The following is a 25,403-nucleotide window of genomic DNA, read 5'->3' as shown; positions in this document are numbered from 1 at the left end:
CCTTGCGGCACGCTGGGAAAAGTCAGTCCAGCGCGGTCTCCGGGACGCCGAGAGCGGTGATGAAAGCGGTGACGGCCGGGGATGGCCGGATGCGGCCCCAGACCAGATGCTCCACGCGGGCGGGGGCGTCCCGGACCTCGGCGGCACGCCGGCCACCGCGAGCTTCGCCCTCTGGGCCCTGGAACGGGCCCGCACCAGATGGACAGAACTCCCCAAGTGTCGGTGCGGCGGTGTAGGCATGGGGGATGAAGGGCTTCGCACGGCGGGAGTTCCAGCTCGTCCTGCTGCGCAGGATGGCCGACTTCCAGCCCGACCTGGTGATGGAGGCCGTCCGCGCACTGGACTCCTCGCGCACCGAGATGCGCGAGGTGAACGCCCGCTGGCAGCGCATGGTGCGGTCGCGGGCGTTCCCGTCCGGACGGCAACGGCTCGGCGCGGTGCTCGGGCCGCCGGCCGAAGCCGAGGAACGGCGGTTCGGCTCGGTCGAGTGCCTGGTCGAGCGGTGGCCGCTGACGCTGTGGCCGGACCTGCGTTACGAGACCCTGACCGCCCCCGACGACATGATCGTGCAGGAGTGGCTGGTCCGGGCCGCGGACTCGCCCGTCCCCGAACTGCCGACCGTGGACGACCTGGCGCCGTGGTCATGCGTCGTCGGCGACCTGGACCGGCGCTTCGGCGGTGACCGCCCCCTCCGGCACCAGGCGGGTGACGCGCCGAGCCGATGGCACGTGACCTTCTCCACCGCGGACGACGGCAGGTACGTGGCCCACTTCGTATGGGGCCTCCTCCAGACGGTCATGGCCGTCTAGACGTGTTGACCGGACTCGGCCAGCCCGGGCGCGTGCCGCCGGGACCAGTCGCCTGACCAGGCATATTGACATAAACCTGACTCTTGTCCGAGGTCATGGCCCCGTTAGTGTCGGTGTGATCGCCATGTTTTGACCCGGTCACGCTGTACTGAGCGTGCCGGTGTGAGGCCATAACGGCAGCGTGATGGCTGCCGTTATGGCCAGATTGGCCTTACCTCCGTCTTGACGTGCCCTCGTCGCGCACCGAATTTGAACTTATGTTCAGACCAAACGTTCAGAATGAACTCAACGTTCAGAGTGAACTCACTGTTCAGGATGAACTCACTGTTCAGGAGGAGGAGCCCCGCGCCGCGCGGGCCGGACGGGTGGGGCGGGGGCGGCGGGCGGCGCGGTTTCCTGTGTCGTGCCAGGTCGCTGTGCTCGGTGGCGGGCTTGCCGGGATGGCGACGGCGGCGCGGCTCCAGGCGGCTGGGGTGTCCACAGCGGTGATCGAGGCGCACGGGCACGTGGGCGGCTGCGCCGGGTACTACCGGCGGCGCGGGTTCTCGTTCGACGTGGGCGCCACGACCATGGTCGACTTCGAGCCGGGTGGAGTCGGGGCCGAACTCCTCGACAGCATCGGGATGGACCCTGTCCCTGGCGAGCCCCTGCCCGGGTATGTCGGATGGCTCCCCGACCGCAACGTTACCCTGTACCGCGATGCCCGAGCATGGCATGAGGAACGGTTGCGCGCGCTCGGGGACACCCCACGGCACAGAGCGTTCTGGGCCCGACTCGACCGGATCGCGCAGGTGTTCTGGGACGCGAGTCGCGCCGGTGTACGACTGCCTATGCGGCGCCCGTCGGACGCTGTGCAGAACCTCAGGGCGTTGGGGCCGCGCAACCTTCCCCTCGTCCGGCATATGAACGCCACGCTCGGAGACGCCCTTGCCTGGCATGGCCTACGTGACGACGACCCAGTCGTGGGCCTGCTGTCGATGCTGGTGGAGGACACGGTGCACAGCACGGTCGACAGGGCACCGCTCATCAACGCGGCTCTCGGGGCGACCATCCGTGGCGCGGGGCTCACCCGGACGGCGGGCGGCATGCGTGGCTTCTGGCGCCGCTTCATCGCCCACTACCGGAGCTTGGGCGGGCAGTTGCGCGTCGGCTGCCAAGCGGAACGCGTGCGCGGCCAAGCGGGGGCGTTCCAAGTCCATACGAGGCGCGGGGTCGTCCATGCGGAGCAGGTGGTGAGCGCCTTGCCCGCCGAGACGACCATGCGCGTCGTCCCTGCTTTGGCGGGACGGCTGCGCCCCTATGTCGAACGTGACGAACAGGACCTTGGCGGTGCGATCGTCATATTTCTCGGCGTTTCAGAGGAAGAGGTGGCGGGCCAGGAGTTCACCCACCATCAGTTGTTGCAGAGCTATCGGCGTCCTCTGGGGGACGGCAACAACATGTTCGTTTCGGTGTCCGCGCCGGGAGATACCGAAAGCGCCCCGCCCGGATGCCGCGCCGTGATGATTTCCACGCACACCGAGCTCGCCGCTTGGGAGGGCCTGACGGCCGCCGCGTACGAGGTGCGCAAGCGGGAGATCGGCGAGCGGCTCGTGGGGCTGGCGCGCCGCGTCCACCCGAACCTGGGGGAACGGGCCATGGTCTGGGACGTGGGCACGCCCCGCTCGTACGAGCGTTTCGCGTTCCGTCCGCGCGGTGCGGTCGGGGGCGCGCGGCAGACGCCCGCCAACGCTAACCAGAACGCCATTCCTCACTCGCTCGGCGTCCCCGGCCTATGGCTGGTGGGTGACTCGACCTGGCCAGGGCTCGGCACCGTGGCCTGCGCGCTCGGTAGCCGGATCGTGGCAGAGGAAGCACTGCGAACGGCCCGCAAGCGGAAGGTCATGCGGTGAAGGCGGCCACGCGCACGCCGCCGAGGCTGTCCGAACTGGGCTCCGATCTGCTCGTGACGACCCGTCGCCGCCGGATCCTCGCGCTCTCCCTGCCCTACCTGGGCATCGCGCTGTTCGCCGGGGCCGCGACGGCGGGCTGGTGGTGGGCCACGCCGCCGATCGCGTTCGGGATCTTCGTCGCGGTCGTCACGGCCACGCACGATGTCGTCCACCGGTCTCTCGGCCTGGGCCGCGCCGCGACCGAGTGGGCGCTGTTCCTGCTCGGCGCGGTGCTGCTGGAGAGCGGGCACGCCTACCGGGCCACCCACCTCCAGCATCATCGGACGTTCCCTAGCGAGGACGACCCGGAGGGGCACCCGGCCGACCTGAGCATGCTCGGCGCCGTCCTGTACGGCCCCGTCTTCCTCGTGCGCCTGTGGTGGTGGGGGTATCGCAGGAGTTCCGGACGGCAGCGCGCGTGGCTGCTCGCGGAGGCCGCGGTGCCGTTCGCGGCGGTCGCCGCCGGCGCGCTCTTCTGGCGGGGGCTGCTCGTCTACGCCACGATGATGATCGTTGGCAGCTGGGTCTATCCGCTGCTGACCGTCCACCTGCCGCACCGCCACTACGGGGAGGACCCGCTGACGCAGACGCACACGCTGCGCGGGCGTGTGATCCCCGCGCTGTTCCTGGAGCTGACCTACCACCTGGAGCACCACCTTTATCCCCAGGTGCCGAGCCACAACCTGGCCCGGCTGGCGCGGCGGCTCGCCCCGTTCCTGGACGAGGCCGGCGTGTCCCCGCGGAGAGTGATCTGACCCCGATGCCCCCATCCCGTCCCAGGCCCCGGCGCGAGGAAGCGCGGGAGCGGCTTCTCCAGGCGGCCGTCCGCACGCTGGCCACCGAGGGGTACGGCGGGACGACCGCGCGCTCGATCGCCCGTACCGGGGGCTTCGCACCGGGTGTCATCTACTACCACTTCGAGGACCTGGAGGACCTGCTGCTGGCGGCGCTGCGGCACACGAGCCGGCAGCGGATGGCCGCCTACCGGGAGGCGCTGGGGGAGTGCGACAGCGCCGCCGAACTGCTGGACCGGTTGCGCGAGCTGTACGCCGAGGACATGCGCGAGGAGGGGCATATCGCGGCGGTGCAGGAGCTGTTCACCGCCGCGGCGACGGCCCCGCGGCTGCGTGCGGAGCTGCTCGCGCATATCGGGCCGTGGGCGGAGTTCGCCGCCGCGGCCGTCCGCCGCCTGGTCGCGGGGACCGCGCTGGAGGACGTGGTCCCCGACCGCGAGCTGGGCTCGATCGCGATCGCGACGTTCCTCGGCCTGCAAACCCTCACGCACCTGGACGGCGACCGCTCGCGCGTGGAGGAACTGTTCCAGGTCGCGGGCCCCGCCGCACTTCTATGGGACGCCTTCGCGGGCCGCACGCCCCCGCCCGGCCCCGAGTGGACGGGGGAAGGGGAGACTGGCGTGTCCGGATAGTGTCGCGCGGCGGCGGCTGCGGGCGGGGGCGGCGACGGGCTGAGGTCGTGGACCGTTACACGGCGCGCCGACCGTCACCGAGAGCGACGATCGGCCGCCGTCGCACGCGTGAGGTACCGCGGGCGGCTGCCGGTGAGCGGCCGGTCATTTTCGTGTTCCACACTGTCCCAAATTCACCGGGTGGCGCCCCGTCCCCCGGCCGTCGCGGTCGACCCCGGCGTGCCCGGTCCATCCGGCGCCTCATATTCCCTGCGGTATCCGGGCAGGTAGGCGGAGGGAATGGGGGTTCCCGCGGGGGAATTTGATCTACCGCGGCCAGGCCGTGTCAATTTTTCACCCACCGGTTCTGATCACGGTGTGCCAGGACTTAGGTACGCCCCATTTGCCGTCGAACGCTGCAATTTACAGTGCAGAAAATAGATTGTTTCCGGTCGTTCACAGGGTGCTGTGTCGTCTGGTACGGTCACGGCGGTAATCTTCGTTGCGGCCGATACGGGAACAAAAAGCGTTAATCTCGGGGGGCTCCACTCGGTAAAAAGATCACCTCTACAGAAGGGGACGCGGTGAACGAAACGGAGACCATATCGCGCGGTGGGCTGCAAACCTGGCTCCTCGACCGGATCGCGTTCTATCTCGACAAGCCGGCGGAGGGCATCGACCCCGCCGTCGAGCTGGCCCGTTACGGCGTGGACTCCGTCTACGCCATCAGCATCATCAGCGACATCGAGGACCACTTGCAGGTCGAGGTCGACGTGGTGGAGGCGCGCCGCCGCGGGACGGTCGACGCCCTCACCGACTACCTGCTCGAACTGGTCCGTTGACGGGTGCGGTGCCCGGCCCGCCGCCGATCCGGCTGGTGGTGCTCGGGGACAGCCTGGCCGAGGGGCGGGACGACCCCGATCCGTCCGGCGGCTGGCTCGGGTGGGCGGGCCGGCTGGCCGGCAACCTCGACCTTTCCCGCGACCGCGTCGCCAATCTCGGCGGCGCGGGCGCGACCGTGGCGCGGGTGGCCGGGGCGCAGTTGCCCCAGGTCCGCGCCCTGACGCCGAGGCTGGTGGTGCTGAACTGCGGAATGAACGACGTCGTCAACGGATTCGACAGAACGGAGGTGGCCGCGCAGCTGGCGGAGATATTCGGCTGGGCCCGGTCGGCCGGCGCGGTGGGCGTGGCGGCACCGGTTCCCCGGCCACCGCTGCTGGAACGATCTATCATCTCCAACTTCCGGAGAAAACGGATACTAGAACGTCTTCTAGAGTTCAACGCGGAACTGCGTCGTAGTGCACGTGCATATGCAGTTGAATTTGTCGAGCCCGATGCCGTGCCACGCGTGTCCGACCCGTCGTTGTGGGCCTTCGACGGGATCCATCTGAACTCGGACGGACACGCCTACGTCGCCGACGTAATCACACAAATCACCAGGAATCTTCTCGGGGAGCACGTCCTCTCATCATCGGGATAGCCAAGTCTGGGGTAGAGATGCAGAGACCACTCTCTTTTACCCGCGCCACCCGTATTCCCCGCACCACCGACACGACGGCGGGCGCCGCGCGCGTCCCGCGCGTCCTGGCGGGCGCCCCGCAGGCGGCCATGATGCTGCTGCTCTCGCCCGTCCTGCTCGTCCAAGCCCGGCGGACCGCCCGCCGGACGCCGCGGCTCGACCCCGCCTCCGGGGCCGACCGGGGCACCGTCGCCGGCGCTGTCCCGCTGCTGCGGCTCGTCGTCATCGGCGAGTCCACGGCCGCGGGCGTGGGCGCCGACGAGCACGAACGGGCGCTGCCCGGCTTCCTCGCCGGAGCGCTCCAACAGCGGCTGCGCCGCGGCGTGGCCTGGGTCGCGTCCGGCAAGAACGGCGCCACGGCCCGCAGGGTCGGCACCGATCTGGTCCCGGCCCTGAACGGCGCGGCGCCGCCCGACATCGTGGTCGTCACCGTGGGGATCAACGACCTGATCAGGCGGCGGCCGCTGAAGGTCTGGACCGCCGACCTGACCGAACTGATCGGCGCGCTGCGCGGCCGGTACCGCGACGCCGAGGTGATCGTCGCCGGGATGCCCCCGGTGCACCGGTTCCCGGCGCTGCCCCAGCCGCTGCGCCTGGTCATGGGCGGCCGCGCCCGCGCGATGGACCGGATCATGCGGGAGGTGGCCCGCGCCAACGGCGCGATCCACGTGCCCATGGACCCGGGCATGGCCGCCGACCGGACGCTGTTCGCCTCCGACGGGTTCCATCCCTCGCCGGACGGCTACCGCGTCTGGGCGAACGACCTGGCCGAGGCCGTGCCGTCCACCGCCACCACCGGAACCGGAACGGCGACCGTGCGGGTCGACGACCGGGTGCCCGTCGAAGTGGAGCCGCGCGCGTGAACGTCCCCGGATCGTTCCGTGCCGCCGTGGAGTCCAAGGACCTCGACGCGATCACCGCGACCCTGGCCCCGGACATCACGTTCCACAGCCCGGTCATGGTGAAGCCGTACCAGGGCCGGGACGCGGTCGCCGCGTTGCTGAGCGTGCTCTTGGAGGTCTTCGAAGACTTCCACTACACGCACGAGCTGGCCGGCCGCGGCCCGCAGGGCAACGGCGGCTCGCCGCCGGCCCAGGCGCTGGTCTTCGCCGCCCGGGTGATGGGCAAACCCGTCCAGGGCCTGGACCTGATCACCTTCGACGGGGCCGGCCTGGTCGGCGACCTGACCGTCATGGTCCGGCCGCTGCCCGCCGCGATGACCCTCGCCCGCGCGGTCGGGCGGCGGGTCGAGGAACTCGGCGGGCCGCAGGCCGACCCCACCGGCGACGGCCGGAAGCCGGCGGCCTGAGAGCGGCGCCCCGCGATACCCCCGCTACCGCCTTGCCATGCGAACAAGACGCGCCATGCGAGGAATAGGGAACCAGAAACGATGCATAGTCAAGTCTCCCCGCACGCAGTGCTCTCCCCGGCGCACCGGATCGCCGCCGATCTGGACGCCCGTCTCGGCGACCCCCTGGACGAGGCCGCCGGGCCCTTCTCCTACAAGTCCATCGTCGAGGCCGAGGAACGCGACGAACTGCCCGCCGGCGCGGTCGAGACCGTCCGCGCCTGGGGCTTCCCGGACTACCTGGTGCCGTGCCACCTCGGCGGACGGCTCGCCAGCCTGGAGGAACTGTTCTTCGTCACCCGCGGCATCTCGCGGCGCAGCCTCACCGTCGCGGTCATGTACGGCTCCGGCCTGCTGGCCGTGAACCCGGTGTGGCTGTGGGGCGACCCGCGCCAGCAGAAGACCGTGGCGGAGGGCGTCCTGGACGGCGACCTGGCCTGCTTCGGCGTCTCGGAGGCCGACCACGGCAGCGACGTGATGTCCTGCGAGGCCCGGGCCGACGCCGACACCGGCTCGGACACGGGCTCCGGGGCCGGCGACCTGGTGCTGACCGGCACCAAGTGGCCGGTCGGCAACGCCACCCGCGGCCGGTTCGTCACCGCCTACGCCAAGACCGGGCCGCGGGACTTCTCGCTGATCCTGGTGGACAAGCAGGACCTGGCGGACGGCACCTGGTCGGTGCTGCCGCCGGTCCGGACGGTCGGGCTGCGCGGCCACGACCTGTCCGGGATCGTGTTCGAGGGCGCCCGGGTGCCCGCCGAGTGCGTCATCGGGCGGCCCGGGTCCGGGCTCGTCCAGACGCTGAAGACGCTGCAGATCACCCGTACCGCGATCGCGGCGCTGTCGATCGGCACGATGGACGCGGTGGTGCGGATCGGGATGGAGTACGCGCGGCAGCGCACGCTCTACGGCGCCGGGATCTACCAGATCCCGGTGATCCGCGACCATCTCGTCAAGGCGCACCTGGACCTGCTGATCGCCGAGTGCGTGGCGGTGCCGGTGGCGCGGACGCTGACGGTGGCGCCCGGACGGCTGAGCCTGTGGTCGTCCATCGTGAAGTACTTCGTGCCGGTGCAGGGCGAGGAGGTGGTGGCCAGCATCGGCGCGGTGCTGGCGGCCCGCGGCTATCTGCGGGAGGGCGTGGCGCACGGGGTGTTCCAGAAGCTCCAGCGCGACCACGCCATCGCGAGCATCTTCGAGGGCACCACGCACGTGAACCTGGCCAACGTCGCGGCGCAGCTGCCGTTCCTGGTGCACGATCAGCCGCGGGCGGAGGCGGAGGCGTCCGGCGAGCTGCTGGCCGACCTGTTCTGCTGGACGCGGACGCCGCCCGAGTGGCGCCCGGACGGGCGGCTGCTCCAGCTGACCAACGAGGGCCAGGACGAGATCGGCCGCCAGTACGAGACGACGGTCGAGACGCTGCTGGCCACGGCGCGGGTGTTCGCGGCCCCGGACGTGGCCGCCGATCTGGCGGAACTGGTGACGCGGATCGGCGATCTGCGGTCCGAGCTGAACGCGCAGGTGCGGGCGGATCCGTCCGACACCACCTCGGCGGAGGCGCTGCGGCGGGCGCAGCGGCACTGCGAGATCCACGCGATGGTCTCGTGCATGCTGACCTGGATCCACAACCACGCGGCGTTCGGCGGATCGTTCGCCGACGGGGCGTGGCTGGTGCTGTGCCTGCAGCGGCTGCTGCAGCGGGCGCAGCCCGACACGCCGCTGTCGGAGCAGTATCTGGCGCCGCTGGAGAGCGTGATGTTCCGCAGCTTCGGCGAAGGCGAATGGTTCTCGCTGCTTTCGCTGGCCGACGGGTGATGCGCGTGGAACCGTCATGGGACACGGCCGGCGCGAACGACTTCGTGTCGGTCGTGCGCGCGAACGTCCGCGAGTACGGCGACACCCGCTCGTTCACCTTCGTGAGCGAGGAGCGCGGGCCGGGGCGCCGCTACCGGGAGGACGTGCTCGGGTTCGCCGAGCTCGACCGGCGGGCGCGGGCGGTGGCCGTGCGGCTCCAGGCGCTCGGGCTGCGCGACCGGGCGGTGCTCCTGCTCTACCCCGAGGGCCTGGAGTTCCTGGTCGGCTTCCTCGGCTGCGCGTACGCGCGGGCGATCGCCGTCCCGTCGCCGCTGCCCGCGCTGGACGCCGGACGGGCGGACCGAACCTACCGCATCGTCGGCGACGCCGACATCGGCTGGATCCTCACCGACGGCGCGCGCCGCGGCCTGGTCGGGGACTGGCTGGCCGCGGCCGGGCTGGACGGCCGGGTCCGCTGCCTGGCCACCGACACCGACGTCCGGGACGACCCCGGCGCCTGGTCGGCGCCGGGGTTCGAGCGCGACACCCCCGCCTTCCTCCAGTACACCTCGGGTTCGACCAGCGACCCCAAGGGCGTGATCGTCTCGCACGGCAACCTGCTCTGCAACGGCGAGGAGATCAAGCGGCGGATTGACGGGTCGCCGGACACGGTCGGCGTCGGGTGGGTGCCGCATTACCACGACATGGGGCTGATCGGGCAGTTCATGGAGCCGCTGTACCTGGGCTGCCGGTACGTGTTCACCTCGCCGATCACGTTCATCAAGCGCCCGGTGCTGTGGCTGGAGCTGATCAGCCGCCATCGCGGGACGATCACGGTGGCGCCCGACTTCGGCTACGAGCTGTGCCTGCGCCGCGTCACCGACGCCCAGCTGGCCGGGCTCGACCTGTCCTGCCTGCGCACCGCCAAGAACGGGGCCGAGCCGGTGCGGGCGGAGACGCTGGAGCGGATGGTCGAGCGGTTCGGCCGGGTCGGGTTCCGTCCGGAGACATGGATGCCGTGTTACGGCATGGCCGAGACGACGCTGCTGGTCACGGGCGCGCCGGTCGGCACCGGGGCGGTGATCCGCGAATTCGACGCCGAAGCGCTGACCCGTAACGAGGCCGTCCCGCGTACTAACGTGCACAGCAACTTGCATGGCGAGGGGAGCGCCCCCGTGCGGCGGCTGGTCAGCAGCGGCCGGCCGGTCACGCTGGACGTCCGCGTCGTCGATCCCCGTACCCGGGCCGTGCTGCCGGACGGCCGGGTCGGCGAGATCTGGGTCGCCGGCGGCAGCGTCGCGCGGGGCTACTGGCGGCGGCCGGAGCTGACCCGGGAGGTCTTCGGGGCCCGTACCGCCGACGGCCGCGGGCCCTATCTGCGGACCGGCGACCTGGGGTTCCGGGCCGGCGGGGAACTGTACATCACCGGGAGGATCAAGGATCTGATCATCGTCAACGGGCACAACATCTACGCGCACGACCTGGAGGAGGCCGCCCGGTCGGCGCATCCGGCCGCCCGCACGACCGCCGCGTTCGCCCTGGACGCCGACCTGGACGCCGGCTTGGACGCTGGCTTGGACGGGGGCGGGCGCGGGAGCGGCGGCCGCGAGCAGGTGGTGATCGTGCAGGAGATCAGCACCGCCGCGGCGGGGGAGCGCACGCCGGACGAGCTGGCCGCGCTGACCCGGGACGCGGTCGCGCGCGAGTTCGGGCTGCCCGCGGTGAGCGTGGTGCTGTCCGGCCGCGGCGCGGTCCGCCGCACCACCAGCGGAAAGATCCAGCGCCCGCTGACCCGCGAGGACTTCCTGGAGGGGAGGATCAAGCAGCTGGCCGGGGATCTGGAACCCGCGGTCGCCGCGCTGTGCCGCGCCCGCGCCTGACCACCGGAGGGTCCTGACAGGAAAAGGGCGCCGGCCGTAAAGCCTGTCCTGGGCGAGTAGCCGTCTCCATCGCGAGAGGGGCCGCTCGTTCGTTCGATGCTGCGATGATTTCGCCTAATCTAGTTAAAGTCCTTACTAGTCATGTCTTTGACTAGTAAGCTCTGGGACTACCCTGAACCAACCCGGGGAGAGGGCGATTCATGGCACTTCGCCACGCGGTGCTCGCGGCACTGCTCGACGGTGAGTACAGCGGATACCAGCTGGCCAAGATCTTCGATGTGGCGGTGTCCAACTTCTGGCACGCGGTCCCGCAGCAGCTCTACACCGAGCTGAACAGGCTGGAGTCGGAAGGGCTCATCTCCGGGAAGCAGGTCATCCAGCACGACCGGCCGAACAAGCGGGTCTACACCGTCACCCCGGCCGGGATCGAGGAACTGGAACGGTTCGCCACCGTGCCCGCCAAGCCCGGCATCATCCGCGAGGATCTGCTGGTCATGGTGCAGGCCGTCGACCACATCCCGGCCGCCGCGGTGATCGCCCAGCTGGAGGAGCGGGCGCTCGCCGCGGCGGCCAAGGTCGCGTTGTTCGACCGTACGCTGGAACGGCTGCGCGGAGATCTCGACGAGGAGACCTTCCTGCGCGAAGGCGGCCCGATCGGCCCGTACCTGACCTGCATGCGCGGGCGCAGGTTCGAGCAGGAGAACCACGACTGGTTCAGGAGCACCGCACAGCTGCTGCGCGAACGCGCGGCCGCGCACGCCGAGGAGCCGGAGCGGTCATGAGATCCCTCATGACGCGTCCCGCCCGCTCGGCTCCCCCCTCACCGATCACCTTCCCGCCGCACGTCCACGCGGCATCGGTGCCTCGCCCCAGCCGAGGAGGCATCCTCCATGTCGGCAGACCCTCCCACCATCGAGAGAACTGACCAGACGCCGGCCGCCGCCCCCACGGCACCGGTCACCGCCCCCCTGACCCCGACCCCGACCCCCACCCCCGCGCCCGCGGCGAGCAAACCCAGGACGCTCGGCGAACTGGAACTGCCCGCGGTGCACGCCTCCGTCCCACGGGCCCGCGCCTTCATGCGGACGCTCGTGATCGCACGCGCCGTCCACCACGTCCGCGACGACGCCGAGATCCTGGTCTCCGAGCTGGTCACCAACGCCGTCCGGCACGCCGCCACCCCCGCGTCCACGCTCCGCCTCACCGCGCTGCGCGCCGGGCACCGGCTGCGCATCGAGGTGCACGACCCGAGCCCGTTCCCGCCGCGGGTCAGGCGCGTCGACCTGCTGGACGAGACCGGCCGCGGCTGGTTCCTGGTGGCCGCGATCGCCGACCGGCACGGCACCGAGCAGACCGCGTCCGGCAAGTCGGTGTGGTGCGAGCTGGCCGCCTGGCCGCCGCCCGGCCCCGGCCCCTGACGCCGTCCCCTGCCCCCTCCCCGCACTCCCGTCGACCCCCAACACCCTCACCTCCTTACTCCTCCTTGGGAGGAACCATGCGGGTTCACATGCCGATGTACGCGTCGTCGGAACGCCCCCGCAGACGGACAGACCGGCGCCGATGGGGATTGTCATGGCCGTGGACTGGTACGGAGCAGACGGACAACCCGCCACTTCGGATGAGGCCCAGCGACTCCTGCTCGCCATAGGGGAGCGCCTGCTCGCGCAGGACGTCATCCATGTCGGCACAGAGGTGGTCGTGGTCTCCACCTGGTTCACGGTGATCGATCAGGGATTCGCCCAGAACGGAAGGCCCTTGCTATGGCAGACCATCGTCTCCGACCTGACGACGCACGCCGACATCGGGCAGTACACGACCCGCGAGCAGGCCAAGCGGGGCCACGCGGAGGCGGTCGTGCTGATCTCCAAGCGGCTGCGCCATCTCGCCACCCGGCCGCGTGGCGAGGAGGACCCGTGATGACCAACGGCGCCGACACCAGGCACGGCGGGCACCGCTGGGCGTGCCGCCGTACCGCCCCGAGGACGTGATGAGATGGCCAGCCGACGTCACCAAGACGGAGCCGGCGCGGGCGTCGCCGCGCAGGGCAAGCGGCCGCGCCGGCGCCCGATCCGGCTGCGGATCACGGCGCTGCTGCTGGTGCCGCTGCTGTCGCTGATCGGCCTGTGGGGGTTCGCCGCGAGCATCACGCTCGGCGAGGCCCTCGACAAGTACGACTTCTCCGCCACCTACGAGAAGATGGCCCTGCCCGGCATCTACCTGGTGAACCAGCTCCAGACGGAACGGCAGCTGAGCGTGGTGGCGCTGAGCGCCGGGCAGCTGAACAACGGCGACGGGCAGGAACGGCAGCGGCTGGAAGCCCAGCGCAAGCGGGCCGACGGCGTGCAGGCCGCCTTCCGCCGCTCGGCGCTGTCGGCCGACGCCCGGGACGCCGCCGACGCCAAGAGCGAGCAGCGGCTCGCCACCGCGATCCGGCGGCTGGACGGGCTGCCCGCGCTGCGCGCCCAGGTCGACTCCGGACGGGTCGAGACGCTCCAGGTCATCGACGCCTACAGCGTCATGCTCGACAACATCATCCAGGTCTTCAGCGGCCTGGTGATCGTCAACGATCTGGCCATCTTCGAGCAGGGCCGCGCGCTGATCAGCCTGGGCAACGCCCGCGCGTTCATGCTGCGCGAGGACGCGCTGGTCACCGCGGCGCTGGCCAAGAACGGCCGGCTCACCCCGGCCGAGCACCTGGCGTTCGTGCAGTCCGTCGCGCTGGGCCGGCGCGAGTTCCAGGCCGGGATGAACGACCTGGACCCCGACCTGCGCGCCCCGCTGGAACGGCTCTCCGCGTCCCAGGGCTACAAGGACTTCCGCGCCATGGAGGGCGCGATCGCCGCCGCCCCCGGCAACCGGCTGCCGGGCGCGGCCGCGGACTGGCCGTCGATCACGCCGCGGCTGTCGCAGGCGTGGGAGCAGGCCGTCACGCAGACCAGCCTGGCGCTGAACGAGCTGGCCAAGCCGATCGGTGAGCGGATCGTGCTGCGGCTGGCGCTGGCCGGCGGGTTCGGGCTGCTGGCCGTGGTCGCGTCGGTCATCCTGTCGCTGCTGGCCGCCCGCAGCCTGTCCCGCGAGCTGCGCGGGCTGCAGCGGGCCGCGCTGAACCTGGCCGAGGACCGGCTGCCCTCCGTCGTCGCCCGGCTGCGCCGCGGCGAGGAAGTGGACGTGCAGGCCGAGGCGCCGCCGCTGGCCGTCGGGAAGACGACGGAGGTGGCACGGGTCGGCGAGGCGTTCAACCGCGTCCAGCGCACCGCGGTGGAGACCGCGGTCAGCGAGTCGCACCTGCGCCAGGGCATCAGCCGGGTGTTCCTCAACGTCGCCTGGCGCAGCCAGTCGCTGCTGCACCGCCAGCTCAGCATGCTGGACGAGATGGAGCGCGGCACGTCCGACCCCAAGGCGCTGGGCGACCTGTTCCGGCTGGACCACCTGACCACCCGCATGCGCCGGCACGCGGAGGGCCTGGTCATCCTGTCCGGGGCGTCGCCGGGCCGCGGGTGGAGCCGCCCGGTGCACGTCGACGACGTGCTGCGCGCGGCCGTCGCCGAGGTGGAGGACTACACCCGGGTCGAGGTCGTGGTGGTCTCCGCGCAGGCCGCGCTGATCGGCGAGGTGGTCGCCGACGTCATCCACCTGCTGGCCGAGCTGATCGAGAACGCCACGGTGTTCTCGCCGCCGCCGACCGAGGTGCTGGTGCGCGGTGAGATGGGCGCCAACGGGTTCGCGGTCGACATCATCGACCGCGGCATCGGCCTCGACCCCGCCGAGCTGGACGCGCTCAACCTGCGGCTGGCCCGTCCACCGGAGTTCGACCTGGCCGACAGCGATCGGCTGGGCCTGTTCGTGGTCTCCCGGCTCGCCTCCCGGCACGGCATCAAGGTCGCGTTGCAGCCGTCGCTGTACGGCGGCGTCAGCGCGGTCGTCCTGGTGCCCCGCGAACTGATCGTGGACGCCGACGACGACGGCGAGGCGCGGCCGCAGCCCGCGGAGCGCGCGCCGATCGCCCGTCCGGCGGAGCCCGCCCCCGCGATCCAGGCGCCGAACGGCGGCCCCGCGCAGGCGATCCAGGCCGAGATCTGGCGCAACCCCGCGCCCGGCCCCGGTAACAACGCCGAGCTGTCCGCGCCGGTCCCGGCCGCGCCGCCGGCCCCCGAGTGGTCGCCGGAGTCGTGGACCAGGCCGCAGCCGGAGGACCTGCACCCGAACGTGCCGCCGCCGATGTCGCCGCCGCAGGTGTCCGGCACGGGCTCGGGCCGCGCCCCGCTGCCGCGCCGGGTGCGGCAGGCGAGCCTGGCGCCCGAGCTGCGCACCGTGACCCCGCCGCCGCCCGCCGACCCGACCCCGCCTGAGGGCACGCCGATGGCGTCCTGGGGCGAGGACCGTTCGGCGGAGGCGTCCCGGGACCTGTTCGCCTCCCTGCAGGCGGGCTGGCTGCGCGGACGCGAGGAGGACGAGGGCCCGGCCGGCCAGGCCGGATTCAACGGAGAGGGGAGAACCTCATGACCCACCCAGACGGCGGGGCCGACCTGGGCTGGCTCCTGGACGACCTGGTCGGCCGGGTGCCGCAGGTCCGCAAGGTCGTGGTCCTGTCCCGGGACGGCCTGGTGATGGGGGCCTCCAGGGACGTCGGCCGGGAGGACGCCGAGTACCTGGCCGCGCTGGCCGCCGGATTCCACAGCCTGGCGATCGGGGCGCAGCCGCACCTGGACTCGGGGGAGATCCGGCAGACCATCGTCGAGATGGAGAAGGGCCTGTTCTTCGTGGTCGCGGCCGGGAACAACAGCTGCCTGGCCCTGCTGAGCGACATCGGCGCCAACGCGGGACTGGTGGCGTACGAGATGACGATGCTCGTCAAGCGGGTGCACAGGCGGTTGTCGACCGGGCTGAGATCGGAATCCGGGTGAGCCCGGATGGACGCGAGCGCCGCCGGCGGTCCCCACGGTCCGGGCCGGGAGCGGTGGATCGACGAGGCCGCCGGTCCCATCGTCCGCCCCTACGCGATGACGCGCGGCCGGACCGTCCCGACCGGGGAACCGCTGGACATCGTGGCGATCATCGTGGCGACCGGCCGCGCGCACGCCGATCCCACCCGGCTGTCGCGCGAGCAGCGGCGGATGCTGGCGGTGTGCCGGCGCCCGCACACCATCGCGGACCTGGCCTCCGAACTCGAACTGCCGCTCGGCGTGATCCGGGTGCTGGCCGGGGACCTGCTCGAACAGGGCCTGCTCGGCGTGCAGCAGTGGGAGCCGCCGACCGCGCAGGTCGTCGACCAGAACCTGCTGAGAAGGGTGCTCGATGAGCTACGCGCGCTCTGAACCGGACACCGAGGCCGACGACGGGCCGAGGGTGGCGCTGAAGATCCTCGTCGCCGGCGGCTTCGGGGTCGGCAAGACCACACTGGTCGGCGCGGTCAGCGAGATCCGTCCGCTGCGCACCGAGGAGTCCCTCACCGGCGCGAGCGTCGGCGTGGACGACATCGAGGGCGTGGCCGCCAAGCGCACCACGACCGTCGCGATGGACTTCGGCCGCATCACGCTCCGCGACGGCGTGGCGATCTACCTGTTCGGCACGCCGGGCCAGGAACGCTTCTGGTTCATGTGGAACGAGCTGTCACGCGGCGCGCTGGGCGCGGTGGTGCTGGCGGACACGCGGCGGCTGCCCGCCAGCTTCGCCTCGATCGACTACTTCGAGCGGCGCGGGACGCCGTTCGTGATCGCGGTGAACTGCTTCGACGACGCCGAGCGCTACGACCCCCCGGAGATCCGCGCCGCCCTGGACGTGGATCCGCGGGTACCGATCATCCTGTGCGACGCCCGCCGCCAGGGCTCGGCGAAGGAGGTCCTGGTAGGTCTGATCGAACACGCCCTGCGCTCGGCGTCCCACACGAGAACCGGCGCTCCCGCCACCCGCTAGCCATTGTCGCGCCTTCCTCGCGAGGAGTACTCTGACCCCCTCATTCATCATGATGAAATTGTGAAGAGGGGTCGACATGCCGTTCGCCGATCTGGACGAGGTCAAGCTCTTCTACTCCGACGACGGCGCCGGCGAGACGGCGTTGCTGCTCGTGCACGGGCTGGGCGCGGACTCCCACGACTGGATCTTCACCATCCCGGCGCTGTCGGCGTCCCACCGCGTCGTCGCCGTCGACCTCCGAGGGCACGGGCACTCGACGACCCCGGCTTCGGGCTATGCCGTCGACGACTACGTCGCCGACCTCGTCGGCCTGCTGGACCATCTCGGCATCGAGCGCGTGGTCGCCGTCGGCCACTCGCTCGGCGGCACCATCGTGGCCCACCTGGCCGTGGAGCATCCCGGCCGCGTCCTCGGCGTGGTGGAGGTGGACCCCGCCTACGGATATGACGCGGCCTGGCCCGCGGCCTTCCAGCAGGTCGCGGACGCCATCGACGAGCAGGGCGCGGCGGCGACCGTCCCGGGCCTGGCGGCCTTCTGGACGGACGAGACCCCGCCGGCCCTGCGCTGCTGGCACGCACGCAAGACACTGACCGTCCCCGCGCACGTGCTGGCCGACTCGATGCGCGAGTGGGGCCTGCGGCACCCCGCGACCGTCCTGAACGAGGACGCGAGGCTCTGGCTCACCCGCAGGAATGCTCCCGTCCTGGCGTTCTATGCCGACCCGACCCGGACCGCCTGGGAAGAGAAGACCTTCACCACGACCAACAGCAGCGCGATCGGCTACCCAGGCGCGGGGCACTGGCTGCACCAAGAACGCCCCGAGGCGTTCAACGAACACCTCACCACCTGGCTCGACAACATCCACTAGTGGAGCTTCACGGCTTCACCGCTACTGGGTCTGTTCGGCGAGCCCGATCGAACCGTCATAGATGGTGATCTTGACGGCCACGGTGCGAGCGCCGTTGCCCGAATCGCGGCCGAACGCGCGGTCGCGCAGCGTCGGCTTGAAGTAGCAGCGCTGCGGCAGCACGGTCTTCGGCGCCACCCGCTGCCGTTCGGGAAGTGTTTCGCACCTGATGGCGGTTGCCCGCGGGGAGTACTTGCGCCACAGCGCCGCCTGGATCCCCGCGCGCGTGGCCACCATCGTGTCCGCCTGGGCACGCCACTCGAACGAGCCCGTCCCCCGGGGCTTCGTCGTCACCCGGTAGGCCACGACCTCGTCCAGGAACGTGACGCGGCAGGTGAACGACGGCAGGGCCACGGTGGTGTCGCACTCGGACTTGACCGGCCGTGCCACCCCGGCCGCCGCCGCCACGCGTCCCTCCAGCGCGAGACGCAACTCGCCCATGCCCACGACCGAGAAGCCTGGCGAACGGCTCGGCGCGGGTTCGTTGGCGACGGGCACCGGCGCCCCGCGCGTGGCCCAGGCGTCCTCGTCACCGCCCCCGCAACCGGCCAGCATGAGGGGGACGGCGCAGACGAGCCACCTCAAGTCAGATCCTTTCAAGGACGCCCCGCAGCAGCGGGACGAGCTTGTCCCTGGGCTCGCCTGGGAGCCTGCACATGAAGGTGACCGTCCGCATCTGGGGCCCCTCCGCCCGGCTGACCACCATGATCTGGCCGCCCTGCCCGTTGGAGTAGTACGCGGCGTCCCCGAGGTCGGGCACCTTCTCCAGAGTCCCGCTGTAGCGCTGGATCACCCGCGCGGCCATCTGGTCGGCGCTGCCGCCGGCGGGCTCGGTCGCGACGATGAGCGTCATCCCGCCGCTGGCGGACACGTACCGGCAGATGCGCGCGGCGGGACCGCCCGGGTCCTCGTTCGGGACGGGCTTGCGGGCACCGAGCACCGAGACGAGCCGCGACGGGGGCAGCAACGGGCACGCCGCCTTGATCGCGGGCCCCGGTGTGCGGGTGCTCGACGGCGGCGGGGGAGCCTTACTGACCTCCGACAACGGCGGAGCCTCGGACTCGGCCGCGTCAGGCGAACCGCCCCCGCACGCGGTGAGCAGGGACACGGCCAGGATGGCGGCAAGGGACCGGAGCACGCTACGAGCCTCCGTCCGACTGGAGGGACACCTGAGCCCCCGATCGAGATGCCAACTTAGCGCCGGCGCCCCGCTGCCGGAAGCCGAACGTCTGCGTTGAAACGTGCGGGTACGGCCACGTCTGGCCGCCTGTTGCAGGTGGACTAAACGTGCAATAAGTTCATGGCGCGTTAATCAAGACCAATTTCCGCCCGTGCGGCGATGCAACCCCCCGACCGATGAGCCGCCGTCTTCACCCGCGTCCCGGACGTCCACAAGGACCACCGGCTCGGCCGATCAAAACCCGCCGGTCACATGCGGGCCACCGTTGCGAAGGCGGCTTCGGTGCGAGTGAGGATCTCCTCTATGTCGTCATCGGTGTGGGCGGCGGAGAGGAACCAGTTGTGCCAGGGGTGCAGGTAGACGCCGTTCTCGACGGCGGCCTCCGCCCAGGCGGTGCCCAGCCGGACGTCGTCGTCTCCGGCGAAGTACAGCACCGGCATCTGCACCGGCCCGGTCTGGCGGATCTGGAAGCCGTGCGAAAGGGCCTGCGCGGCGAGCCCTTCACGCAGGCGGGTGCCGGTACGGGCCATGTCCGGCAGCGCCGTTCCCTTGCGCAGTTCGGTCAGGGTCGCCAGACCGGCGGCCAAGGGGACGGCGGCGTACCAGAACGATCCGGTCACATAGACCGAGCGGGCGGCGTCGCGCAGTGCCTCGATTCCGGTGACGGCGCCGAGGGCCTGGCCGTTCGCGATGGCCTTCGACCAGGCCGCCAGGTCGGGGCGGACACCGAGCGGCTCCCAGCTGCCGCCGAGGTCCAGCCGGTAGCCGCAGCGGACATCGTCGAGGATCAGGACGGCGCCGGTGCGGTCGGCGAGCGCGCGCAGGCCCCGGGCGAACGCGGGGTCGGCGAGCTCCTGGTCGCGGCGGATGTCGTGGCGCATGGGGCAGACGATGATCGCGGCCAGGTCGCCTTCGGCCGCGGCCGCGGCGGCCTCCGCGGAGGCGAGGTCGTTGTACTCGAAATGGACGAGGTGGGCCTGGTCCTCGTCGGTGACGCCCGCGCCGCGGAGCGAGCACCATGGCACGGCACCGTGGTAGGCGCCGTTCGCGACCATGACCTTCCGCCGGCCGGTGGCGGCGCGGGCGATGGTCACGCAGGTGGTGGTGGCGTCGGTGCCGTTCTTGCAGAACATCGCCCAGTCCGCGGACGGGACCGTGTCGACCAGCAGTTCCGCCAGTTCGACGGCGAGGGGACTGGTCCCGTCGAGGCAGTCGCCGCGGCTCAGCTGGTCGGCCACGGCGGCGGCGACGCCGGGGTGGCGGTGCCCGAGGACGACCGGGCCCCAGCCGCACATCAGGTCGAAGTACTCGCGGCCGTCGGCGTCGGTGACGCGGCAGCCGTCACCGGAGACCATGAACTGGGGGTGTGCCGTGCTGAACGCCTCGACGGCCATATGGCCGTACATTCCGCCGGGGATGACACGGCGGGCGCGGGTGCGCAGCGCGAGTTCGCGCTCGCCGAGGGTGGGACGCAGGGTGGTCATTCGGGCCTCTCGCAGGTGAGCAGCTCGCGGGCGACGCCGGCGATGCCGGGCCCGTCGAGGCGGTAATGGGCGTACAGCGCGGCGGGCGGGCCGACGGGCACGTGTTCGTCGGGGACGCCGTGCCGGCGGAAGGGGATCCTGATCCCGGCCTCGAACAGGCACTCCGCCACCGCGGTGCCCAGGCCGTTGGTCAGGTTGCCCTCCTCGACGGTGAGGATCGCGCCGGTGGACCGGGCGGCGTGCAGGACGGCGTCGCGGTCGATCGGCGACACGGTGAACATGTCGACGACCCGGGTGGAGAACCCGTCGGCGGCGAGGCTCTCGGCCGCCTGGAGGGCGGGGTGGACCTCGGAACCGGTGGCGATGACCGTCAGGTCGGAACCGTCGCGGACGGTCAGGGCGCGGCCGATCTCGATGTCCGGGACCGCGTCGTGGACCTGCGGGTCCCGGCCCCGGCCGAGCCGGATGTACATCGCGCCCGGGTGGTCGAGCGAGGCGCGCAGCAGCGCGCGGAGGTGGTTGGCGTCGGTGGCGCAGACGACGGTGAGGTCGGCGATGCACCGCATCATCCCGATGTCTTCCAGGCTGTGGTGGCTGGTGCCGTAGAAGCCCATGGAGATGCCGGAGTGGTGCCCGACGATCCGGACGGGCATGTTCGGGTACGCGCAGTCGGTGCGGATCTGCTCGGCACCCAGCAGGGCGGCGAAGGATCCGAACGTCGCCGCGAACGGCAGTCGGCCGCACGACGCCATCCCGGCCGCCACAGTGATCATGTTCTTCTCGGCGATGCCGACGTTGAAGAACCGGTCGGGGTGCCGTGCGGCGAAGTCGGTGGCGCGGTTGGAGCGGCCGAGGTCGGCGGTCAGCACCACGATCCGCGGGTCGTGCTCGGCGAGGTCGGCCAGTTCCTCGCCGAACACGAAGGCGGGGATCGCGCGGGTGTCGGTGCCGTCGACGGAGCGGTGGTCCTTCAGCCCCACGTTCGCGGTGCCGTTGAAGATCTCGGACTGGTCCTGGGCGTCGGTGCTCATGTCGCCTTCCGGGGGGCGAGGCCGGCCTCGAGCTCGGCCATCACGTCGTCGTAGTCGGCGCCGACGAGATTGCCGACGTGCCAGTCCGGGTTCAGTTCCATCCGGGCACTGCCACGGCCTTTGACGGTGTCGGCGACGATCAGCTGCGGGGGTCCGTCCGGTGCGTGCGGGAGGGTCGCGAACAGGTCGAGCAGGGCCGCGACGTCGTGCCCGTCGACCCGGTGGGTCTGCCAGCCGAAGGCGGCGAAGCGCCGCTCGATCGGCTCGGCGGCCATGATGTCGCGGACGAACCCGTCGATGCCGAGCTGGTTGGCGTCGACGATCGCGACGAGGTTCCCGAGGCGGTAGTGGCCGGCGGAGTTCGCCGCCTCCCAGATCTGGCCTTCGGCGAGTTCGCCGTCACCGAGCAGGCAGTGGCTGCGGTAGTCCAGCCCGGACAGCCGGCCGGCCAGGGCCATGCCGACGCAGATCGACAGCCCGTGCCCCAGCGAGCCGGACGAGAAGTCGACGCCGGGGATCTTCTTCATGTCCGGGTGGTCGCCGAACGGGCTGCCCAGCCGGGTGTAGGTGTCCAGCCGGGCCGCCGGGAAGTAGCCGAGGTCGGCGAGCACCGGGTAGAGGCCGATGGCGGCGTGTCCCTTGCTCATCACGAACCGGTCGCGCTCGGGCCAGTCCGGTCGCTTCGGATCGAGGCGCAGCTGCGAGTAGTAGAGGACGGCGAGCAGTTCGGCGCAGGAGAACACCGCGCTGTAGTGGCCGGCGCCGGCGATGCGGGTGAGCCGGACGGTCTCGGTGCGCACGAACTTCGCTTTGCCGGTGAGGTCCGCGACCTGTCGCTCCCTCGCGGGAGCGGTACTGGTGGGCACGGCTGCTCCTTCCTTGTCTTTCAGAGGATCGGGCCGGTCTCGTCGCGGAAGCGGTCGAGCACGTTGGCCGTCACCCGTGCGGTGTCGTTGTCGCCGCCGGCGTGGGTCATCGCGGTCGACCAGGCGATCGACCCGACGGAGAACACGGCCCCGCCTCCGGGGCGGCCGAGCAGGACGATGTCGGCGCGGATCTTGGGGTGGACGCCGGCCGGGGGAGCGGCGAAGGAGTGGTCGGCCTCCTCGGGTACCAGGACGATCCGCTCCGAGTGGCCCGTGGACGAGGCGAGGACGACGGCGTCGGCGGGGGTGCCGAGGGTGACGTCGGCGCGGTCGAGCTCGTCGCCGGCGGCGCCGCCGAGCCCGGGGCCCGCGTCGCCGAACACCTCGCCGGCGCCGGCCTTGACGCCGTCGAACACCCAGGAGACGGCGGGGTCCGTGCTCGCCTCGGTGCGCGCGTAGCCGCAGGCCCGGTCATGTCCCTGTGCGGTGAAGCCGACGCCGACGAGCACGTTCGGGGCGCGTCCGCGCATCCGCCAGAGCCCTCCCGGCTCGCCGGTCGCGGACAGGTTCTCCTCGCCGGGGTCGGACACCCAGGTGGCGACGCCGGCGTGCCCGCGGCGGATCTCCAGCGCGTCCGGGTGCCCCGGGTGCCGGGCGGTGACCTGGTAGAAGCCGTTGCCGCCGAGGTACATCAACCGTCCGCCGGCATGGGTGTAGGCGAGGTAGGAGTCGAGCATTCCGGCCGAGCAGTACTCGGGATGCGAGCCGGTCAGCACGACCCGGTAGCGCGACAGCAGCTCGGTGCCCGCCCGTTCCACCTCGTCGTCGGTGACCACGGCGTAGTGCTCGCCGCGGCCGTCGAGCCAGTCGAGCAGCAGCAGGTCCTGGGCGAAATGCCGGAATCCGCGGGTGCTCGGGGTGAAGTAGTCGGGGCGGATGTTCACGATCGGCCGCAGCCTCGTCGAGAAGAAGACACCGCTGCCGTCGGTGTGCACGTCGTAGAGCGAGCGGCCGAACTCCGGGTGCTCGGCCAGCCACCGGTCGCGGCCGTCGATCGGGCGGCTCTCCCCGTAGAGCGTCAACCGCTCGGCCCGGTGTTCGGCGTAGGTTCGCCAGTTCGCGTAGGCGAGGTAGGTCCAGGTCGGCAGGACCACCAGGACCGGGGCCCGGTGGACGGCGGGGGTGACGATGAACGGGATCCGGTCGGCGTCGTCTCCGGCGGAGACTTTGAGCGCGTAGACGCCGCTCGGCAGGTCCGCCGGGACCGTCCAGGTCAGGTCCGCGTCCCAGCCCGCGTCCGCGAGGTCGTCGTCGTGGAGGTGCAGGGCGTCGAATTCGGTCGGCGCCCGGCGGAAATCGGTCTCCGCTCCGGTCCAGAACGGCCCGGGGACGCCCCGCCCCGGCAGGTGGCGCACCTCGGCGCCGGCGGTGAGCCCGCCCAGGTCCGGGACCCTGGTCCCGCCCGGGTGCGCGGCGAGGTCCAGCACGCTGGTCGACGCTGCGCCGAGCAGGCCGAGCGGGTCGGCGCCGCCGGCGAGCGCCGTGGTCGTCGACTCCGGCCAGTCTGTCGCGGACACGACCGGACGGGCCACCTTCCCGTTGAACGTGCGTCCGACGCCGCCGCCGGAGGAGGCGCCGTCGGATCCGATCAGCAGCCGCCCCGGGCCGATTCGCACCGCGGGGGCCTGCGCGGAGACCGACGCCTGGGGCCGGCCGGGCCGGTGCAGGCTGAGTCGCACGGTGCCCGACCCGTCGACCGTGGCGGCCGCGAACGCCCATGCCCGCTTGACCACGGGTACGTCCAAGGTGGCGAGTGCCTGCTCGCGGTGGCGCAGGACCAGCCCGGCCGTCGACACCGCGAGGACCAGGTCGCCCACCGCCAGCAGCGGGCGTGCGTCCGGACCGGGCAGGGTCGGCAGGAACCACACCGCGAGCCCGGCCGTGGAGAGACCCGTTTCCAGGCTCGCCTCCACGTAGGAACCGGAGGTGGTGACCTGCACTCGTCCCGGCATGCTCGCTGGAAGCCGGGCCGGTACCCGCACCTCGGTCAGCGGCGACCCGTGCCCCGCCGAACCGGGCCGCCGCAGCCGGACGATCTCCGGCCGGCAGGCGGCGTGCTCGGAACTGACATGGAACGTGACGGCCTCGCCCGCGCGGACGGAGAGCCGGTCGGCGTAGCCGACGATCCTCATCGATTGACCCACGCCGTCCAGCGCCGCGTGGCCTCGTCGAGGTTCTGCGACCACCAGGCGTTGTCGCGCACCACGGTCGTGCCGCGGGACTGCGGGCCGTCGACGAACGCGGCGATGCCCGCGTCGGTCGGGGCGCCGGCCTGGGAGTTCGCCGGGAGGTAGGGCAGCCGCCCGGCGATCGCGCGCTGGGTCTTCGTCCCGATGAGCGCGTTGATCAGTTCGTAGGCCTGGTCCCGGTGCGGGGCGCCCTTGACGATCGTCAGGGTGTCGAAGTACTTCAGCGGCTGCTTCCATGCCACGCCGAGATTCGCTCCGCTCTTCGCGGCGTCGTAGGCCCGTCCCGGCCAAGCGAGCATCATGTCGACCTCGCCGGACTGGAGCGCCTGGGTCTGCTGGGCGCCGGTGTCGAAGAAGCGCACCGACGGACGGATCTTGTCGAGCGTCTTGAACGCCCGGTCGTAGTCGAGCGGGTAGAGCCTGCCGCCCGGCACGCCAGAGGCCAGCAGTGCGGTCTCCATGCCGGCGTCCTTGGCGTAATTCATGATCCCGCGCTTGCCGGGGAACTTCACCGGGTCGTAGAAGTCCGCCCAGCTCTTCGGCGGTTTCGCGCCGTACTTGTCCTTGTTGTAGACGAGCACGAAGGACGCGTTGAGGACCGGGACCCCGCAGTCCGACCGCTGCGACGAGTCCAGGCCGGAGGTGTCGATCTTGCTGTAGTCGATTTTCTCGAAGAGCTTGCCGCACTTCGCCATCGCCGCGTACGGAGGGGAGTAGTACACGTCCCAGGTGGGCTTCCCGCCCTGGACCATCGCCGTCAGCTTCGCCTCGTTGTTGGGCGATTCCTCGGCGACGGGGATCCCCTTGGCGGCCAGATCGGCGTAGGCGTTCTGCTTGAAGACCTCCGCCAGCGCCCCGCCGGTGTTCGCGAAGACCACGCTCTTCCCGCCGCCGCCGGTGCCGGCGGTCGAACTGAAGCATGCCGTCGCGGTCGGGCCGACGAGGCCGGCGAGTGCCAACGTCGTGGCAGCACCTCTTCTGAGTCGCATGGGAACCACCTTCATGCTGAGCCGGGAGGCCGAAAGCGTTTCGCATTATGAAACGCAGTCCGTAATGCACAAAGGATGTAGTCGCCAAGTCGATCGTG

General features: G+C 71.5%; 25 protein-coding genes. 18 read left to right on the top strand and 7 right to left on the bottom strand.

What is annotated here, in order from left to right; genetic code table 11:
* Nucleotides 1–245: 245 nt before the first annotated feature.
* The 18 genes from ABD340_RS26905 to ABD340_RS26820 all read left to right on the top strand — a co-directional run bounded on the left by ABD340_RS26905 (nt 246) and on the right by ABD340_RS26820 (nt 17,467).
* Nucleotides 246–809 (top strand): hypothetical protein, encoded by a 564-nt coding sequence (locus tag ABD340_RS26905; RefSeq protein ID WP_344592575.1) that lies wholly within the window; start codon nt 246–248, stop codon nt 807–809.
* A gap of 257 nt (nt 810–1,066) precedes the next feature.
* A complete protein-coding gene (locus ABD340_RS26900) occupies nt 1,067–2,701 on the top strand; it encodes a phytoene desaturase family protein (protein ID WP_344592573.1) in 1,635 nt (544 codons plus the stop codon).
* Nucleotides 2,698–3,495, top strand: coding sequence for a fatty acid desaturase family protein (locus tag ABD340_RS26895; RefSeq protein ID WP_344592572.1), 798 nt, complete (start codon nt 2,698–2,700; stop codon nt 3,493–3,495). Before ABD340_RS26900 ends, ABD340_RS26895 begins: the two co-directional genes overlap by 4 nt.
* Before the next feature lie 5 nt (nt 3,496–3,500).
* On the top strand, nt 3,501–4,166 hold the full coding sequence (locus ABD340_RS26890) for a TetR family transcriptional regulator (RefSeq protein WP_344592571.1): 666 nt from the start codon (nt 3,501–3,503) through the stop codon (nt 4,164–4,166).
* Between the two features lie 563 nt (nt 4,167–4,729).
* A complete protein-coding gene (locus tag ABD340_RS26885; protein WP_344592569.1) occupies nt 4,730–4,987 on the top strand; it encodes an acyl carrier protein in 258 nt (85 codons plus the stop codon).
* Complete coding sequence (locus ABD340_RS26880) at nt 4,984–5,625, top strand: SGNH/GDSL hydrolase family protein (RefSeq protein WP_344592567.1); 642 nt, start codon at nt 4,984–4,986, stop codon at nt 5,623–5,625. The genes ABD340_RS26885 and ABD340_RS26880 overlap by 4 nt, the downstream gene beginning before the upstream one ends.
* Before the next feature lie 17 nt (nt 5,626–5,642).
* A complete protein-coding gene (locus tag ABD340_RS26875) occupies nt 5,643–6,527 on the top strand; it encodes an SGNH/GDSL hydrolase family protein (RefSeq protein WP_344592566.1) in 885 nt (294 codons plus the stop codon).
* Entirely contained in the window at nt 6,524–6,973 is a 450-nt protein-coding gene (locus ABD340_RS26870; protein WP_344592564.1) for a nuclear transport factor 2 family protein, read from the top strand. The genes ABD340_RS26875 and ABD340_RS26870 overlap by 4 nt, the downstream gene beginning before the upstream one ends.
* A gap of 81 nt (nt 6,974–7,054) precedes the next feature.
* Entirely contained in the window at nt 7,055–8,827 is a 1,773-nt protein-coding gene (locus ABD340_RS26865; protein WP_344592563.1) for an acyl-CoA dehydrogenase family protein, read from the top strand.
* Between the two features lie 5 nt (nt 8,828–8,832).
* The gene (locus ABD340_RS26860) at nt 8,833–10,686 is read left to right on the top strand and encodes a fatty acyl-AMP ligase (RefSeq protein WP_344592562.1); all 1,854 of its coding nucleotides are present in this window, start codon (nt 8,833–8,835) and stop codon (nt 10,684–10,686) included.
* 200 nt (nt 10,687–10,886) lie between these two features.
* Nucleotides 10,887–11,468 carry a PadR family transcriptional regulator gene (locus tag ABD340_RS26855; RefSeq protein ID WP_344592560.1) on the top strand — a complete coding sequence of 194 codons (582 nt, stop codon included), beginning with the start codon at nt 10,887–10,889 and terminating at the stop codon, nt 11,466–11,468.
* A gap of 108 nt (nt 11,469–11,576) precedes the next feature.
* Nucleotides 11,577–12,104 carry an ATP-binding protein gene (locus ABD340_RS26850; RefSeq protein WP_344592559.1) on the top strand — a complete coding sequence of 176 codons (528 nt, stop codon included), beginning with the start codon at nt 11,577–11,579 and terminating at the stop codon, nt 12,102–12,104.
* Nucleotides 12,105–12,246: 142 nt separating this feature from the next.
* On the top strand, nt 12,247–12,603 hold the full coding sequence (locus ABD340_RS26845) for a hypothetical protein (protein WP_344592558.1): 357 nt from the start codon (nt 12,247–12,249) through the stop codon (nt 12,601–12,603).
* Nucleotides 12,604–12,678: 75 nt separating this feature from the next.
* A complete protein-coding gene (locus ABD340_RS26840; protein ID WP_344592556.1) occupies nt 12,679–15,189 on the top strand; it encodes a sensor histidine kinase in 2,511 nt (836 codons plus the stop codon).
* Nucleotides 15,186–15,590, top strand: a complete 405-nt coding sequence (locus ABD340_RS26835; RefSeq protein WP_344592554.1) for a roadblock/LC7 domain-containing protein — start codon at nt 15,186–15,188, stop codon at nt 15,588–15,590. Before ABD340_RS26840 ends, ABD340_RS26835 begins: the two co-directional genes overlap by 4 nt.
* A 6-nt stretch (nt 15,591–15,596) precedes the next feature.
* Nucleotides 15,597–16,001, top strand: coding sequence for a DUF742 domain-containing protein (locus tag ABD340_RS26830; protein ID WP_344592552.1), 405 nt, complete (start codon nt 15,597–15,599; stop codon nt 15,999–16,001).
* Nucleotides 15,982–16,599 carry a GTP-binding protein gene (locus ABD340_RS26825; RefSeq protein WP_344592550.1) on the top strand — a complete coding sequence of 206 codons (618 nt, stop codon included), beginning with the start codon at nt 15,982–15,984 and terminating at the stop codon, nt 16,597–16,599. Before ABD340_RS26830 ends, ABD340_RS26825 begins: the two co-directional genes overlap by 20 nt.
* Before the next feature lie 76 nt (nt 16,600–16,675).
* On the top strand, nt 16,676–17,467 hold the full coding sequence (locus ABD340_RS26820) for an alpha/beta fold hydrolase (RefSeq protein WP_344592548.1): 792 nt from the start codon (nt 16,676–16,678) through the stop codon (nt 17,465–17,467).
* Nucleotides 17,468–17,488: 21 nt separating this feature from the next.
* Here the strand turns inward: ABD340_RS26820 and ABD340_RS26815 are convergent, their stop codons facing one another.
* The 7 genes from ABD340_RS26815 to ABD340_RS26785 all read right to left on the bottom strand — a co-directional run bounded on the left by ABD340_RS26815 (nt 17,489) and on the right by ABD340_RS26785 (nt 25,305).
* Nucleotides 17,489–18,091 carry a hypothetical protein gene (locus ABD340_RS26815; protein WP_344592547.1) on the bottom strand — a complete coding sequence of 201 codons (603 nt, stop codon included), beginning with the start codon at nt 18,089–18,091 and terminating at the stop codon, nt 17,489–17,491.
* 1 nt (nt 18,092) lies between these two features.
* The gene (locus ABD340_RS26810; protein ID WP_344592546.1) at nt 18,093–18,644 is read right to left on the bottom strand and encodes a hypothetical protein; all 552 of its coding nucleotides are present in this window, start codon (nt 18,642–18,644) and stop codon (nt 18,093–18,095) included.
* Nucleotides 18,645–18,934: 290 nt separating this feature from the next.
* Nucleotides 18,935–20,170: an aminotransferase class III-fold pyridoxal phosphate-dependent enzyme gene (locus ABD340_RS26805; RefSeq protein WP_344592544.1), complete on the bottom strand. Its 1,236-nt coding sequence runs from the start codon at nt 20,168–20,170 to the stop codon at nt 18,935–18,937.
* Entirely contained in the window at nt 20,167–21,201 is a 1,035-nt protein-coding gene (locus tag ABD340_RS26800; protein WP_344592543.1) for a transketolase family protein, read from the bottom strand. The genes ABD340_RS26805 and ABD340_RS26800 overlap by 4 nt, the downstream gene beginning before the upstream one ends.
* Complete coding sequence (locus tag ABD340_RS26795) at nt 21,198–22,067, bottom strand: transketolase (RefSeq protein ID WP_344592542.1); 870 nt, start codon at nt 22,065–22,067, stop codon at nt 21,198–21,200. Before ABD340_RS26795 ends, ABD340_RS26800 begins: the two co-directional genes overlap by 4 nt.
* Before the next feature lie 20 nt (nt 22,068–22,087).
* Nucleotides 22,088–24,259 carry a N,N-dimethylformamidase beta subunit family domain-containing protein gene (locus ABD340_RS26790; RefSeq protein ID WP_344592540.1) on the bottom strand — a complete coding sequence of 724 codons (2,172 nt, stop codon included), beginning with the start codon at nt 24,257–24,259 and terminating at the stop codon, nt 22,088–22,090.
* Nucleotides 24,256–25,305, bottom strand: a complete 1,050-nt coding sequence (locus ABD340_RS26785) for an ABC transporter substrate-binding protein (RefSeq protein WP_344592539.1) — start codon at nt 25,303–25,305, stop codon at nt 24,256–24,258. Before ABD340_RS26785 ends, ABD340_RS26790 begins: the two co-directional genes overlap by 4 nt.
* Nucleotides 25,306–25,403 lie beyond the last annotated feature (98 nt).

This window comes from Actinomadura vinacea, from assembly GCF_039532545.1.
In the GTDB taxonomy this organism is placed as follows: domain Bacteria; phylum Actinomycetota; class Actinomycetes; order Streptosporangiales; family Streptosporangiaceae; genus Spirillospora; species Spirillospora vinacea.
Note: the sequence above shows the minus strand (reverse complement) of the source record. Positions and strands in the feature narration are given on the sequence as shown.

Excerpts from the sequence above, each read along its gene's own strand:
- ABD340_RS26905 (WP_344592575.1), top strand. The coding sequence starts at position 246 with ATGAAGGGCTTCGCACGGCGGGAGTTCCAGCTCGTCCTGCTGCGCAGG.
- ABD340_RS26900 (WP_344592573.1), top strand. The coding sequence starts at position 1,067 with ATGTTCAGACCAAACGTTCAGAATGAACTCAACGTTCAGAGTGAACTC.
- ABD340_RS26890 (WP_344592571.1), top strand. The coding sequence starts at position 3,501 with ATGCCCCCATCCCGTCCCAGGCCCCGGCGCGAGGAAGCGCGGGAGCGG.
- ABD340_RS26875 (WP_344592566.1), top strand. The coding sequence starts at position 5,643 with ATGCAGAGACCACTCTCTTTTACCCGCGCCACCCGTATTCCCCGCACC.
- ABD340_RS26865 (WP_344592563.1), top strand. The coding sequence starts at position 7,055 with ATGCATAGTCAAGTCTCCCCGCACGCAGTGCTCTCCCCGGCGCACCGG.
- ABD340_RS26855 (WP_344592560.1), top strand. The coding sequence starts at position 10,887 with ATGGCACTTCGCCACGCGGTGCTCGCGGCACTGCTCGACGGTGAGTAC.
- ABD340_RS26850 (WP_344592559.1), top strand. The coding sequence starts at position 11,577 with ATGTCGGCAGACCCTCCCACCATCGAGAGAACTGACCAGACGCCGGCC.
- ABD340_RS26845 (WP_344592558.1), top strand. The coding sequence starts at position 12,247 with ATGGGGATTGTCATGGCCGTGGACTGGTACGGAGCAGACGGACAACCC.
- ABD340_RS26840 (WP_344592556.1), top strand. The coding sequence starts at position 12,679 with ATGGCCAGCCGACGTCACCAAGACGGAGCCGGCGCGGGCGTCGCCGCG.
- ABD340_RS26835 (WP_344592554.1), top strand. The coding sequence starts at position 15,186 with ATGACCCACCCAGACGGCGGGGCCGACCTGGGCTGGCTCCTGGACGAC.
- ABD340_RS26830 (WP_344592552.1), top strand. The coding sequence starts at position 15,597 with ATGGACGCGAGCGCCGCCGGCGGTCCCCACGGTCCGGGCCGGGAGCGG.
- ABD340_RS26825 (WP_344592550.1), top strand. The coding sequence starts at position 15,982 with ATGAGCTACGCGCGCTCTGAACCGGACACCGAGGCCGACGACGGGCCG.
- ABD340_RS26820 (WP_344592548.1), top strand. The coding sequence starts at position 16,676 with ATGCCGTTCGCCGATCTGGACGAGGTCAAGCTCTTCTACTCCGACGAC.
- ABD340_RS26805 (WP_344592544.1), bottom strand. The coding sequence starts at position 20,170 with ATGACCACCCTGCGTCCCACCCTCGGCGAGCGCGAACTCGCGCTGCGC.
- ABD340_RS26800 (WP_344592543.1), bottom strand. The coding sequence starts at position 21,201 with ATGAGCACCGACGCCCAGGACCAGTCCGAGATCTTCAACGGCACCGCG.
- ABD340_RS26790 (WP_344592540.1), bottom strand. The coding sequence starts at position 24,259 with ATGAGGATCGTCGGCTACGCCGACCGGCTCTCCGTCCGCGCGGGCGAG.
- ABD340_RS26785 (WP_344592539.1), bottom strand. The coding sequence starts at position 25,305 with ATGCGACTCAGAAGAGGTGCTGCCACGACGTTGGCACTCGCCGGCCTC.